General features: G+C 65.5%; 10 protein-coding genes. 9 read left to right on the plus strand and 1 reads right to left on the minus strand.

Translation table 11 applies throughout. The annotated features are described in order from the left end of the window. Window positions 1-8: 8 nt before the first annotated feature. Window positions 9-1,517, minus strand: a complete 1,509-nt coding sequence (locus IEW22_RS10235; protein ID WP_188586510.1) for a glutamate-cysteine ligase family protein — start codon at window positions 1,515-1,517, stop codon at window positions 9-11. Between the two features lie 117 nt (window positions 1,518-1,634). Between IEW22_RS10235 and IEW22_RS10240 the strand changes: the two genes are divergently transcribed. The 9 genes from IEW22_RS10240 to purM all read left to right on the plus strand — a co-directional run bounded on the left by IEW22_RS10240 (window position 1,635) and on the right by purM (window position 12,611). Next, window positions 1,635-2,057, plus strand: a complete 423-nt coding sequence (locus IEW22_RS10240) for an ArsR/SmtB family transcription factor (protein WP_188586511.1) — start codon at window positions 1,635-1,637, stop codon at window positions 2,055-2,057. A 1-nt stretch (window position 2,058) separates the two neighbouring features. Further along, window positions 2,059-3,201 (plus strand): cation diffusion facilitator family transporter, encoded by a 1,143-nt coding sequence (locus tag IEW22_RS10245; RefSeq protein WP_188586555.1) that lies wholly within the window; start codon window positions 2,059-2,061, stop codon window positions 3,199-3,201. An 8-nt stretch (window positions 3,202-3,209) separates the two neighbouring features. Further along, window positions 3,210-3,614 carry a sterol carrier family protein gene (locus IEW22_RS10250; RefSeq protein WP_188586512.1) on the plus strand — a complete coding sequence of 135 codons (405 nt, stop codon included), beginning with the start codon at window positions 3,210-3,212 and terminating at the stop codon, window positions 3,612-3,614. A 176-nt stretch (window positions 3,615-3,790) separates the two neighbouring features. Continuing rightward, on the plus strand, window positions 3,791-5,422 hold the full coding sequence (gene purF, locus IEW22_RS10255; protein WP_188586513.1) for an amidophosphoribosyltransferase: 1,632 nt from the start codon (window positions 3,791-3,793) through the stop codon (window positions 5,420-5,422). Between the two features lie 343 nt (window positions 5,423-5,765). Then, window positions 5,766-7,295: an ABC transporter substrate-binding protein gene (locus tag IEW22_RS10260; protein WP_373284169.1), complete on the plus strand. Its 1,530-nt coding sequence runs from the start codon at window positions 5,766-5,768 to the stop codon at window positions 7,293-7,295. Between the two features lie 55 nt (window positions 7,296-7,350). Further along, the gene (locus IEW22_RS10265) at window positions 7,351-8,454 is read left to right on the plus strand and encodes an ABC transporter permease (protein WP_188586514.1); all 1,104 of its coding nucleotides are present in this window, start codon (window positions 7,351-7,353) and stop codon (window positions 8,452-8,454) included. A 13-nt stretch (window positions 8,455-8,467) separates the two neighbouring features. After that, window positions 8,468-9,700, plus strand: coding sequence for an ABC transporter permease (locus IEW22_RS10270; RefSeq protein WP_188586515.1), 1,233 nt, complete (start codon window positions 8,468-8,470; stop codon window positions 9,698-9,700). Beyond that, window positions 9,697-11,427, plus strand: a complete 1,731-nt coding sequence (locus IEW22_RS10275) for an ABC transporter ATP-binding protein (RefSeq protein ID WP_188586516.1) — start codon at window positions 9,697-9,699, stop codon at window positions 11,425-11,427. Before IEW22_RS10270 ends, IEW22_RS10275 begins: the two co-directional genes overlap by 4 nt. Window positions 11,428-11,489: 62 nt before the next feature. Beyond that, the gene (gene purM, locus IEW22_RS10280; RefSeq protein WP_188586517.1) at window positions 11,490-12,611 is read left to right on the plus strand and encodes a phosphoribosylformylglycinamidine cyclo-ligase; all 1,122 of its coding nucleotides are present in this window, start codon (window positions 11,490-11,492) and stop codon (window positions 12,609-12,611) included. The last annotated feature ends 80 nt before the right edge of the window (window positions 12,612-12,691 follow it).

Consider the following 12,691-nt stretch of genomic DNA (forward strand, 5'->3'; position numbering starts at 1 on the left):
CCCGGAGTTCACAGGGGCCAAACGTGAACCGGTTCACCCTCGTGCATCAGCTCGATGTAGTCGCGCAACATTCCCGAGAGTGCGGCCTCGCGGCTGGCACCGGCGTCCTCACGCGCGGCGACACTGCGTCGTTGCCACACGGCGCCGGTCTGGCGGGTGAGGCTTCGTCCCTCGATCACCGACAGGTAGCGCGAGATGACCTTGTCGGCGACACCGAACGACCGTAAGCCCTTCTCCGCCACCGGCAGAAGCTTGCGCAGAACCAGTTCGTCGGGCCGCACCCAACCGGTGTCAGGCCAATAGAGCCGTCCGTCGAGTCCTGACCGGGCGCCGAGCTGAAGGTTCTCGGCCGCGGCGTCGAAGGACATACGTGACCAGAGCGGACGATCGTCCTCGACCAGTCCGCGCACCAGACCGTAGTAGAACGCCGCATTGGCCATCACGTCGATCACGGTCGGACCGGCGGGCAGCACGCGGTTCTCCACACGAAGATGTGCCTGACCGTCGACCACTTCGTAGATCGGGCGATTCCAGCGGTAGATGGTCCCGTTGTGCAGGCGTAGCTCCTCCAGTTCGGGGATCTCGCCCCGGTCGAGCTCGTCCAGCGGGTCGACGTCGGTGGTGACCGGCAACAGTGCGGGGAAGTACCGGGTGTTCTCCTCGAAGAGATCGAAGATCGTCGTGATCCAGCGTTCGCCGAACCATACCCGCGGCCGCACTCCCTGATTCTTCAGTTCCACCGGACGGGTGTCGGTGGCCTGCTCGAACACCGGAATCCGACTCTCATGCCACAGTGCCTTGCCGTCGAGGAACGGTGAATTGGCGGCCAGTGCCGCCTGCACACCCGCGATGGACTGTGCGGCATTCCAATAGTCGGCGAAATCCTCCGGCGCGACGCGCAGATGCAGCTGTAGGGACGTGCACGCGGCCTCCGGGAGTATCGAGTCGGTGGTCACATGCAGCCGGTCGGCGACCAGGTGGTCCTCGAGTGCCACCCCGTCGATATCGAGTTCGATGTCCTCACCGCGCTGGGCGAAGATCTGCCGGTTCAACAGATCATATCGATCGTTCGACGAGATCCATTGGTGCCGAAGATGTTCCATTCGCAGTGTGGGTAGCATGCCCACCATCACCAGATGATTGTCGGTCGCCGCGGCACGCTTCTCGGCACGGTTGAGCGAGGCGCGTAACCCTTGTTCGAGCGACATGGTGCCCTCGCGGACGAACGGTCGGGGCGAGACATTGATCTCGACGTTGAACTGACCCAACTCGGTCTGGTAGTCGGGATCGGCGATGGCGTCGAGGACCGAGGCGTTGGTCATCGCCGGATTCGCGGCGCGATCGACGAGGTTGAGTTCGACCTCCATGCCGAGCAGGGGTTCGGGGGGAGCCCCGTGATCGGTGAACAGTTCGCGGTTGAGCATCCGGGCGATCGCCTCGGTGCCCTTGCCCACCTGTTCGCGGAACCGGCGTCGGTCCTCTCGGGTGAACTCACGGCTGCTCACGTCGGTACCCATCGCCTCATGCTAGAGACGCCAGGCGCTTGTCGCGGCCGAAACCCGGCCCCGACGACCTCCACTGCGACCTCCACTGCGACCCTGGCGCCAGCGTGTGCCATTGTTTACTATCTGCGTATGAATGCAGGTAATGAGACCGGGGGCGACCGTCCTCGCGAGCTCGACGCCGACGAACTGAGTCTGGTGGTCGAGGCATTCCGCATGCTGTCCGATGCCACCCGCGTGCAGATCCTGTGGCGGCTGATCGATCGCGAACTGTCCGTCGGCGAGCTCACCGCGGAACTGGCCAAGCCGGGACCCGCGGTGAGTCAGCATCTGGCGAAACTGCGTATGGCGCGACTCGTGGCGACCAGACGCGTTGGCACGCAGGTCTTCTACCGACTCGAAAACGACCATGTGCGCGCGCTGATCGCTGACGCCGTCTACAACGCCGAACACATCGGTTTCGGTGTGCCCCCGCATCACCGCGGCACCCGGTCCGTGCCGGAAGTCCCTGATCTGCAACGGCATCGAGGTGACCGACGTGACCGATCGCAGTGACATGACCGAGGGGGACTCGACCGGCGATCGCGTGCACTCGCACCATGACCATGACCATGACCATGCTCACCACGAGCACGGTCACACGTGTGACGACCACTCTCACGGCCATCACTCGCATGAGCACCATGTTCACGAGCACAGTGGTCGCCGGAGAGGATTCGCCCACGCCATCAGCCACGCGCTGACACCGCACAGCCACGATGCAGCCGACAGTGTCGATGACGAACTCGCCACGAGCGCGGAGGGGATCCGTGCGGTCGCGATCTCGCTGGTGATCCTCGGTGTCACCGCGGCGATCCAGCTCGCCATCGCACTGGGATCGAGTTCTGTTGCACTGTTTGCCGATACGATTCACAACTTCTCTGATGCATTGACCGCGGTGCCACTGTGGGCGGCATTCGCACTCGGCCGCCGGGGGGCTACCTCGCGGTTCACCTACGGGCTCGGGCGCACCGAAGATCTCGCCGGTCTGATGGTCCTCGCTGCGATCGCCGCGTCGGCGGTGTTCGCGGGCATCGAGGCGGTGCACCGCCTCGTCGAGCCGCGGGAGGTGACGCATCTGGGCTGGGTCGCCGCGGCGGGTGTGATCGGATTCATGGGCAACGAGGTGGTCGCCGGCTATCGGATCCGGGTCGGCAGGCGCATCGGGTCGGCGGCACTCGTCGCCGACGGACTGCACGCCCGCACCGACGGGATGACGTCGCTGGCCGTGGTCGCCGGTGCGGTGCTCGTCGCCGTAGGCCTACCGCTGGCCGATCCGATCATCGGTCTGCTGATCGCGATCACGATCCTGGTGGTCCTGGTGTCTGCCGCCCGTGACGTTCTCACCAGGTTGCTCGACGGCGTCGACCCGGCCGTGGTCGACCGAGCGCGTGAAGTCCTGGATCTCGACGCCGACGTCCGCGGCGTGCGGTCGCTGCGGATGCGCTGGATCGGTCATCGCCTGCACGCCGAGGCCGACCTCGACGTGGAACCGACGCTGTCGCTGCAGCGCGCCCATGCGGTCGCGCACCGCGCCGAACGACGCCTGCGTGAGGTCACCCCGAGACTCGCCGAGGCGACCGTGCACGCCTATCCCGCACATACGCCCGCTTCCGCGCACGACCATCCCCAGGTCGGAGCGGGCGGCGTGGATGTTTGAATCGGGTCGTGCCGTCCCGTAAACCCGTCGATCCCGCCCAGATGCGCGCTGCCGTGGTCGGCGCTGCCGAGTGGTTGCGCGCCGCCGATGACGAGGACGTGAGCGCGCCGGGACGAACCGAACTCGCCTCGGCGGTACGGGGGAGCGCCAGGACGCTCGCGGAGGTGGCGCCGGGATCGTCGGTGGAGGTGCGGGTGCCGCCATATGTGGCGGTGCAGTGCATCGAGGGACCCCGCCACACCCGTGGCACGCCGCCCAACGTGGTCGAGACCGATCCGCGAACGTGGTTGCGGCTGGTCACCGGGCTGATCGACCTCGACACCGCCATTACCGAGGGCCTGGTGAGCGCGTCGGGGAGTAGGGCACGCGACATCGCGGGCTGGCTGCCGCTCATCCGGCTGCCCAGAACGTGATCTATCTAACAATCGGCCGCGGCCAGGCCAAGCGGAATTTCCTCCGCCACACCGACTGTTGAGATCTGGTGTGCCGTGGCAGGTGAACACGCCCGTGTTCGTAGATTGGCCTACAGCACGTCCGCAACCGTAAAGTCGGGGGTAACTCCATGCCCGGCCCACCCAGGGAGCCTCACGTGACCGAGCTGTCCATCCACAGCAAGAATCTGCTCACAGGTGCTCCTTCTGCACCCTCATGTGGATCGGGGGCCTGCTCGTCCGGCTCCATGTCCTCGAGTTTCGGGGCCGACGAGATCCCCGCCGAGAACGAGCCGCGTGAGGAATGCGGCGTCTTCGGCGTGTGGGCGCCCGGCGAAGAGGTCGCCAAGCTCAGCTACTACGGGCTCTACGCACTGCAGCATCGCGGCCAGGAAGCCGCTGGCATCGCCGTCGGCGACGGCAGTCAGGTGCTGGTGTTCAAGGACCTCGGTCTGGTGAGCCAGGTGTTCGACGAGCAGACCCTCGGTGCGATGCAGGGGCACGTCGCGATCGGCCACTGCCGCTACTCGACCACCGGCTCGACCACCTGGGAGAACTCGCAGCCGATCTTCCGCACCACCTCGGCGGGGACCGGTGTCGCACTCGGCCACAACGGCAATCTCGTGAACACCGCCGACCTCGCCTCCGAGGCGCGTCAGCTCGGCCTGATGGCAGGCTCGGCGACGTCGGATTCGGATGTGGTGGGAGCGCTGCTGGCGCATCGCGCCGCCGACACCACACTCGAGCAGGCGGCGATGGAGTTGCTCCCCACGTTGCGTGGCGCCTTCTGTCTGACCTTCATGGACGAGCACACCCTCTACGCCGCGCGTGACCCGCACGGCGTACGACCGCTGTCGCTGGGCCGCCTCGACCGCGGCTGGGTGGTCGCCTCGGAGACTGCGGCATTCGACATCGTCGGCGCCTCCTTCGTCCGCGACATCGAACCCGGCGAACTGCTGGCGATCGACGCCGACGGCGTGCGAAGCAGCCGTTTCGCCCCGGCCACGCCCAAGGGCTGTGTGTTCGAATACGTCTACCTCGCCCGCCCCGACAGCGTCATCAACGGCCGTTCGGTGCACTCGGCGCGAGTCGACATCGGACGCCGCCTCGCCCGCGAGTACCCCGCCGACGGCGACCTGGTGATCCCGGTGCCCGAGTCGGGCACTCCCGCCGCGATCGGGTACGCGCAGGAATCGGGAATCCCCTACGGCCAGGGCCTGATGAAGAACGCCTATGTGGGCCGCACGTTCATCGAACCGTCGCAGACCATCCGCCAGTTGGGCATCCGACTCAAGCTCAACCCGCTGCGAGAGGTCATTCGCGGCAAACGCCTTGTGGTGGTGGACGATTCGATCGTCCGCGGCAACACTCAGCGTGCGCTGATCCGCATGCTGCGTGAAGCCGGCGCCGCCGAGGTGCATGTGCGTATCGCATCGTCGCCGGTGCGCTGGCCATGTTTCTACGGCATCGATTTCGCCTCGCCCGCCGAACTGATCGCCAACGGCATGGAGTCCGAGGAGCACATGGTTGACGGTGTTCGGCAGGCCATCGGCGCGGACTCCCTCGGGTACATCAGCATCGACGAGATGATCGCGGCCACCGAGCAGCCGGCCGAATCGCTGTGTGCGGCATGCTTCAACGGCGAGTACCCCATCGAGCTCCCGCAGGAGACCTCGATGGGCAAGGCGGTACTCGAGACCATGCTGAAGAACGCCGCGGGGTCGGAGTCGGTGCTGGTGGAGACCCTCGCCGAGGCCGACGACAACGTGAGTGCCCTGCGCCGCCCCTGAATCCGATTTCTCGCGCTGCACCCCCTCACCAGCTTCTGTGGTGCGGGGGTGCAGGCGTCTTCGCTGGTCGCACAATCTGATCCGGCTGATCTGCCAGGCGCTTTCGAATCGTCGCGTCCGTGGTTTGTGAAACAGAATTTCGCGACTGTAATGCGCGTGAAACAGTTGTTCGGTAGCGTCGCTCCCCGTGCCGATCGCCGCGGTCCGTGTGCTCACGTGTCGCGGGATCCTCGAGGCAATGGACTGTCATTGACAGGTAGGGGGAGAGGAACCTGTGAACCACAAGATCACGCGCGTGGCGCGTGCCGCGACATTCACCGCGGCCGCTGCAACGGCGGCCACCCTGGTACTGGCCGGCTGTGGGTCGGGGCGCACCGACAGCAGTTCCGGTGGATCGTCGACCGTGACGATCGGCACCACCGACCAGATTTACGCGCTCGATCCCGCCGGCTCCTACGACAACGGCTCGCTGGCCGTGATGAAGAACGTCTACCCGTTCCTCATGGATTTCGAAACCGGCAGTGGTGAGCTGAAACCGTCTGCGGCACAGAAGTGTTCCTACACCTCGGAGATGGTCTACTCGTGCACTCTCAAGTCGGGTCTGACCTTTGCCAACGGTGATCCGCTCACCGCGCAGAGCGTCAAGTTCAGCTTCGATCGGATGCTCAAGATCAACGATCCCAACGGCCCGGCGTCGCTGCTGACGAATCTCGACCACACCGACGCGCCCGACGCCACCACGGTGAATTTCACGCTCAAGGCGCCGCACGACCAGACCTTCCCGCAATTGCTCGCCACCAACGTCGGTCCGATCGTCGACGAGAAGGTGTTCCCGGCCGACAAGGTCCTCGACGACAACACGATCGTGTCGAAGAAGCCGTTCGCCGGGCAGTACGAGATCACCAGCTACCAGAAGAATCAGTTGGTGGAGTACAAGGCATTCGACAAATACGACGGTCTGCTCGGCAAGCCCAAGACCGACACGATCCGGATGAAGTACTACGCGCAGCCCACCAACCTCAAGCTCGACATCCAACAGAAGCAGATCGATCTCGCCTGGCGATCGTTGACGCCCACCGATGTCGATGCGCTGCGTAAGGATTCGGGACTGACGGTGCATGACGGACCCGGTGGTGAACTGCGCTACCTGGTGTTCAACCTGAACTCGATGCCCGGCAACTCACCTGAACAGAAGCTCGCTGTGCGCAAGGCGATCGCCTCGTCGATCGACCGCCAGGCGATCGCCGAGCAGGTGTACCAGAACACCTACACCCCGGCCTACTCGATGGTCGCCGGTGGACTCCCCGGCACCGACGACTCGTACAAGATGTATCCGCTCGACAAGTCGGCCGCGGCAAGATTCCTCTCCGATGCCGGTGTGAAAGCCCCTGTGGCGCTGAATATCTGGTACAACCCGGATCACTACGGGTCGAGCTCTGCTGATGAGTACGCGAAAATCAAGTCGCAGCTGGAGTCGACGGGCCTGTTCACCGTCACCCTCAACTCGGCGAACTGGGAGACCTACAACAAGGAGCGGGTCAAGGACACCTACCCGATCTATCAGCTCGGCTGGTTCCCTGATTTCCCTGATGCCGACAACTATCTGACGCCGATGCTCGACGAGGGTAACTTCCTGCAGTCGCACTTCTCCGACCCGGGCATCACCCGCCTGCTCGAAGCCGAACGCGGCGAACAGGATCCCGCCAAGCGTCAGCAGATCGAGGTGCAGATCCAGCAGGATGTCGCGCAGAACTTCATTCCGACCCTGCCGCTGCTCGAGGGCAAGCAGATCGCGGTGGGTGTGAAGAACCTCGACGGCGTCACGCTCGACAAGTCCTTCATGATGCGGTTCGGCACGCTCTCCAAGAGCTGAAGCACGCATCAGTGAAGGCCGGAAAGTATGAGCCAGTGAGGAACTCGGTTCGGCAATGACACAGTCACTCGCAGAGCAGGAGACGCCGGTCGCGTCGGCGACCGCCCCGGGATCCCCGGGGCGGTTCGCCTCGCGGCGAGCGGCACTGGCGCGGTATCTGGCGATCCGGCTGGTACTGATCATCCCCACCATCTGGATCCTGGTGACGGTGGTGTTCTTCGTGATGCGCATTGCCGGCGACCCGATCTCGGCGAAGCTCGGCGGTATCCTGCCGCCCGCCGAGATCGCGGCCCGGCGGCATGCCGCGGGACTCGACAAGCCGATTCTCGTGCAGTACTGGAATTACCTCTCGGGGCTGGTGACCGGCGATCTCGGTCGGGCCAGCGCCGACGGCGAACAGATCAGCCATGTGATCCTCACCTACGGGGCCGCCACCCTCGAGTTGGTGTTCTGGTCGTTGATCGTGGCCTTCGCGGTGGGAATACCGTTGGGGCGCTTCGCGGCCACCCATCGCGATCACCTCTCCGATGTCACCCTGCGCGTTGCGGCGATCCTGTTCTACGCCGCGCCCGTGTTCTTCGTCGGCATCATCTTCAAGCTGGTCTTCGGCGCGAAACTGGGCTGGCTGCCCGCGAGTGGACGTGCGAATGTGTCGACGGAACTCGATCTGCAGAACGTGTCGCCGAAGACCAACATCTATCTGATCGACGCGATCCTCTACGGCGATCCGCACGACATCCTCGACGTGCTGTCGCATGCGGTGCTGCCCGCGCTGGCGCTGGGCTTGATGACCGCGGGTGTGTTCCTGCGACTCGTGCGGGTGAACCTGTCGCAGTCGATGCAGTCGGGGTATGTGGAAGCCGCACGTGCGCGAGGCCTCACCGAGCGACAGGTGGTGGGGCGCCACGCATTCCGCAATTCGATGGTTCCGGTGGTCACCGTCATCGGCATGCAGATCGCGATGATGCTGGGCGGCGCTGTGCTCACCGAGACGACCTTCGAGTGGAAGGGGCTCGGCTATCAGCTCGCCAGATACCTCCAGGACAGCGACTACATCGCGGTGCAGGGCATCGTCGCGTTCATCGCCGTGGTGATCGCCGTCATCAGCTTCATCATCGACGCCGTGGTTGCACTGATCGACCCGCGAATCCGCTTCTAGGAGAAGCCCTGTGATGCCACCGAACGCACAGCACACGGAGCCCGAAGCCGACCCCGAACTCGCCGCCGCAGATCAGGCCGCCGCAGATCAGGCCGCCGCAGATCAGGCCGCCGCAGATCAGGCCGCCGTAGATCAGGCCGGGGTCGATGAGGGCACTGATATATGGGCGGGCCCGCGCACTCCGCTGCTCTCGCGGATCCCCGGTCGCGATCTGCTCACCGCCACGGCTGGTCTACAGCGAGGAACGTTGATCGCCGGGCTGGTGCTGGTGGCGGTCTTTTTGCTCGTCGCGATCTTCGCGCCGCTGATCGCGCCCTTCGGGTTCAGTCAGCAGGCCGATGCACAGGGTGCATTCCCCGCACTGGCTGCCCCGGACGCCACCCACTGGTTCGGCACCACCGTCGGTCAGCTCGACGTGTTCTCGCGGGTGGTCTTCGGAGCCCGTACCGCGCTCTATGTGATCGTGCTGTCGGTGTTGTTCTCGATCGTGATCGGTGTCGTACTCGGTCTCGTGTCGGGCTACCTCGGCGGCTGGATCGACCGGCTGCTGGTGCTGTTCATGGATGCGATGTACGGCTTCCCCTCGCTGCTGCTCGCGATCGTGGTGAAGGCCTCCCTCGGAGCGCATCTCAAGGGAGGATTCGGCGGCATCCTTGCCGCGGCCATCTCCATCACGGTGGTGTTCGTCCCGCAGTACTTCCGGCTCATCCGTAACGCCACCGTGGCGGCGAAGGCGGACCCGTTCGTCGACGCCGCACGCGTCACGGGCGCCTCGAGTGCGCGGATCATGTTCCGTCACCTGTTTCCCAATGTGACCTCGACGCTGCCGGTCATCATCACCCTCAACTGCTCCGAGGCCATCCTCACCCTCGCCGGGCTGGGTTTCCTGGGCCTGGGCATCGAGCCCACCGCAGCCTCGGAATGGGGATACGACCTCAACCGTGCCCTGCCCGATGTCACGAACGGGATCTGGTGGACCGCGGTGTTCCCGGGTATGGCGATCGTGGCGGTGGTGCTCGGTCTGACGATGGTGGGCGAGTCGATCAACGAGGCGGCCAACCCGCTGTTGCGCACCCGTCGCCCGGGAAAGGTCAAGTCGAACAACCCCAGTTCGGACAATCCCAAGTCGGACAAACCCAAGTCGGACAACGCCAGTCCCGTCGATGCAGATGCCGACGCGCAATCGCGTGCCGCGTATGAGCAGAACGGTCGCGAGTCCGGCGAGCAGAAGGACGGCATTCAATGACGGTGGAGAACGCTTCGGTGAACACGCCGTCGACGGCGACCGAGGCTGCGCCCGCACTGCGGATCGAGGATCTGTCGGTCACTTTCCTCACCGATGCCGGTGTGGTCGACGCGGTTCGGGACGTGAGCTATCGCGTCCGGCGTGGGGAGATCCTCGCCGTGGTCGGAGAATCCGGTTCAGGCAAGTCGGTGAGTTCCCGCACCGCCATCGGTCTGCTCCCGGACACCGCGACGGTGACCGGACATGTCTACCTCGGCGACCACGAGGTCACCGCGATGTCCAACAAGCAGATGCACAGGCTACGGGGCAAAGACGTCGCGATGGTGTTCCAGGAGCCCGGTGCAGCGCTCGATCCGCTGTTCACCGTCGGATATCAGATCGCCGAAGCTGTTCGCGCACATCCGATGCCGGGCCACAAGATCGGCCGTAAGCAAGCCCGTGACCGTGCCGTGGAGCTGCTGACGATGGTCGGACTACCCGACCCGCAACGCCGCGTGGACTATTACCCGCACGAGTTGTCGGGTGGGCAGAAGCAGCGTGTGGTGATCGCCATCGCGATCGCCTGTGATCCGGCGGTGATCATCGCCGACGAACCGACCACCGCGCTCGATGTGACCGTGCAAGCCGAGATCCTCGCGCTGCTGCGCGACCTGCGTGATCGTCTCGACAGCGCGATCGTGCTCATCACCCACAACATGGGTGTGGTCGCCGAGATGGCCGACCGGGTGGTGGTGATGAACCGGGGACGCGTGGTCGAGGAGGCCGGCGTCACGGATCTGTTCGCCCACCCTCGCGCGGCCTACACCCGCCAGCTGCTCGACGCCGTCCCGCATCTGGGGGCACAGGATTCACCGGCGCCGGTCGCCGAAGACGCCGAGACGGTGCTGGCGGTGCGAGATCTGAGTGTGGTGTTCCCCGGTGGGGTGGGATCCGGGTCCTTCACCGCGGTCGAGGAGGTCTCCTTCACCATCGCCCGTGGCGAGACCTTCGGTCTGGTCGGCGAGTCGGGGTCGGGTAAGACCACGATCGGGCGGTGTGTGGCCGGATTGCAGTCACCGTCGTCGGGGTCGATCACCGTGCTCGGGACCGACATCGCCGGGTTGTCGCCGCGCCGACTCAAACCGCTCCGCAAGCGCTTCGGTTTCGTCTTCCAGGACCCGGCGACATCGCTGAACCCGCGGATGACGGTCGGGGAGTGCATCGCCGAGCCGCTGATCGTCCACGACCGGGTTTCCGGTGCGACTGCCCGTCGGGCCAGGGTGCGCGAACTGCTCGACGCGGTGCGTCTGCCCGCGGGCACCGAGAAGCGCTACCCCCATGAACTGTCCGGCGGTCAGCGGCAACGTGCGAACCTGGCACGCGCATTGATCCTGGAGCCCGATCTGGTGGTGGCCGACGAGCCGACGAGCGCTCTGGACGTGTCGGTGCAGGCGTCGGTGCTCGAGCTGTTCGCCGAACTGCAGCAACGCTGGAATTTCGGCGCGCTGTTCATCAGCCACGACCTCGCCGTCGTCGAGATCCTCGCGCACCGCGTGGGTGTGCTGCAGCACGGACGCCTGGTGGAGTCCGGGCCCACCGAGTCGGTGCTGCGATCGCCTGCTCAGCCCTATACGCAGCGGCTGCTCGCCGCGGTGCCGGTGCCTGACCCGGCACGTGCTCGCACCGAGGGCCGCACGACCTCATCGACAAGCGTTCCCGACGCCGGAGAAGAGCGGCAGGTCGGGTAGCCTAAGCCCGGATCACGCCGTCGCGCGATTTGCCCCCCGACGAATGGAACAGCGCAGCAATCATGACCGACAGGGATGAGTCCTCCACCGGTGACATCGCGGCATCGCAGCCCGATTCAGCTCCAGAAAAGGCCTCCTACGCTGCTGCCGGAGTCGACATCGACGCCGGCGACCGTGCGGTCGCGCTGTTCGCGCCGCATGCCCGTCGCACCACCCGTCCGGAGGTGATGGGCGGTATCGGCGGCTTCGCCGGACTGTTCGCGCTGAAGAACACGTACCGCGAACCGGTGCTGGCTTCCTCGACCGACGGCGTGGGCACCAAGATCGCGATCGCCCAAGCACTCGACAAGCACGACACCGTCGGCCGTGATCTGGTCGCCATGGTCGTCGACGACCTCGTGGTGTGCGGCGCCGAACCCCTGTTCCTGCAGGACTACATCGCCGTCGGCCGGGTGATCCCCGAGACGGTCGCCGAACTCGTCTCCGGCATCGCCGACGGCTGTGTGGAAGCCGGTTGTGCGCTCCTCGGTGGCGAGACCGCCGAACACCCGGGCCTGATGGCCCCGGACGAATACGACCTCTCGGCCACCGGAGTCGGTGTGGTGGAGGCCGATTCGATCCTCTCGCCCGAGCGGGTGCGCCCCGGTGACGTGGTGATCGCGATGGGGTCCTCGGGTCTGCATTCCAACGGATACTCGCTGGCCCGCAAGGTGTTGCTGGATTGGGGCCACATGGATTTGCGCGGGCATGTGGAGGAGTTCGGTCGCACGCTCGGTGAGGAACTCCTCGAGCCGACGCGTATCTACGCCCGCGACTGTCTCGCGTTGATCGCCGAGACCGATGTGCGGACGTTCGCCCACGTGACCGGCGGTGGACTCGCCGAGAATCTCGCCAGGGTGATCCCGGAAGGACTGGTCGCCGAACTCGACCGCAGCACCTGGACGCCGTCGCAGGTATTCGGCCTGATCGCGCAGCGCGGACGCGTGGAGCGCGCCGAGATGGAACGCACCTTCAACATGGGTGTGGGAATGGTCGCGATCGTCGCACCGGAGGACACCGACCGTGCGCTCGCGGTTCTGACCGCACGCCATCTCGACAGCTGGGTGCTGGGATCGATCAAGAAGACCGCGAACTCGGATTCGACCGTGCGTGCGGAACTGGTGGGGGAACACCCCCGGTTCTGAGTCGGGTCTGATCTGCCGACGGCAGTGATCTGCAACAGACAGTGATCTACACATCAGTCACCGCAGAGCGCGCTTAGCGA

Source organism: Gordonia jinhuaensis (assembly GCF_014639795.1).
Lineage (GTDB): Bacteria > Actinomycetota > Actinomycetes > Mycobacteriales > Mycobacteriaceae > Gordonia_B > Gordonia_B jinhuaensis.

Coding starts and splice junctions, on each gene's coding strand:
- IEW22_RS10235 (WP_188586510.1), bottom strand. CDS start 1,517: ATGGGTACCGACGTGAGCAGCCGTGAGTTCACCCGAGAGGACCGACGC.
- IEW22_RS10240 (WP_188586511.1), top strand. CDS start 1,635: ATGAATGCAGGTAATGAGACCGGGGGCGACCGTCCTCGCGAGCTCGAC.
- IEW22_RS10245 (WP_188586555.1), top strand. CDS start 2,059: ATGACCGAGGGGGACTCGACCGGCGATCGCGTGCACTCGCACCATGAC.
- IEW22_RS10265 (WP_188586514.1), top strand. CDS start 7,351: ATGACACAGTCACTCGCAGAGCAGGAGACGCCGGTCGCGTCGGCGACC.
- IEW22_RS10270 (WP_188586515.1), top strand. CDS start 8,468: ATGCCACCGAACGCACAGCACACGGAGCCCGAAGCCGACCCCGAACTC.
- IEW22_RS10275 (WP_188586516.1), top strand. CDS start 9,697: ATGACGGTGGAGAACGCTTCGGTGAACACGCCGTCGACGGCGACCGAG.
- purM (WP_188586517.1), top strand. CDS start 11,490: ATGACCGACAGGGATGAGTCCTCCACCGGTGACATCGCGGCATCGCAG.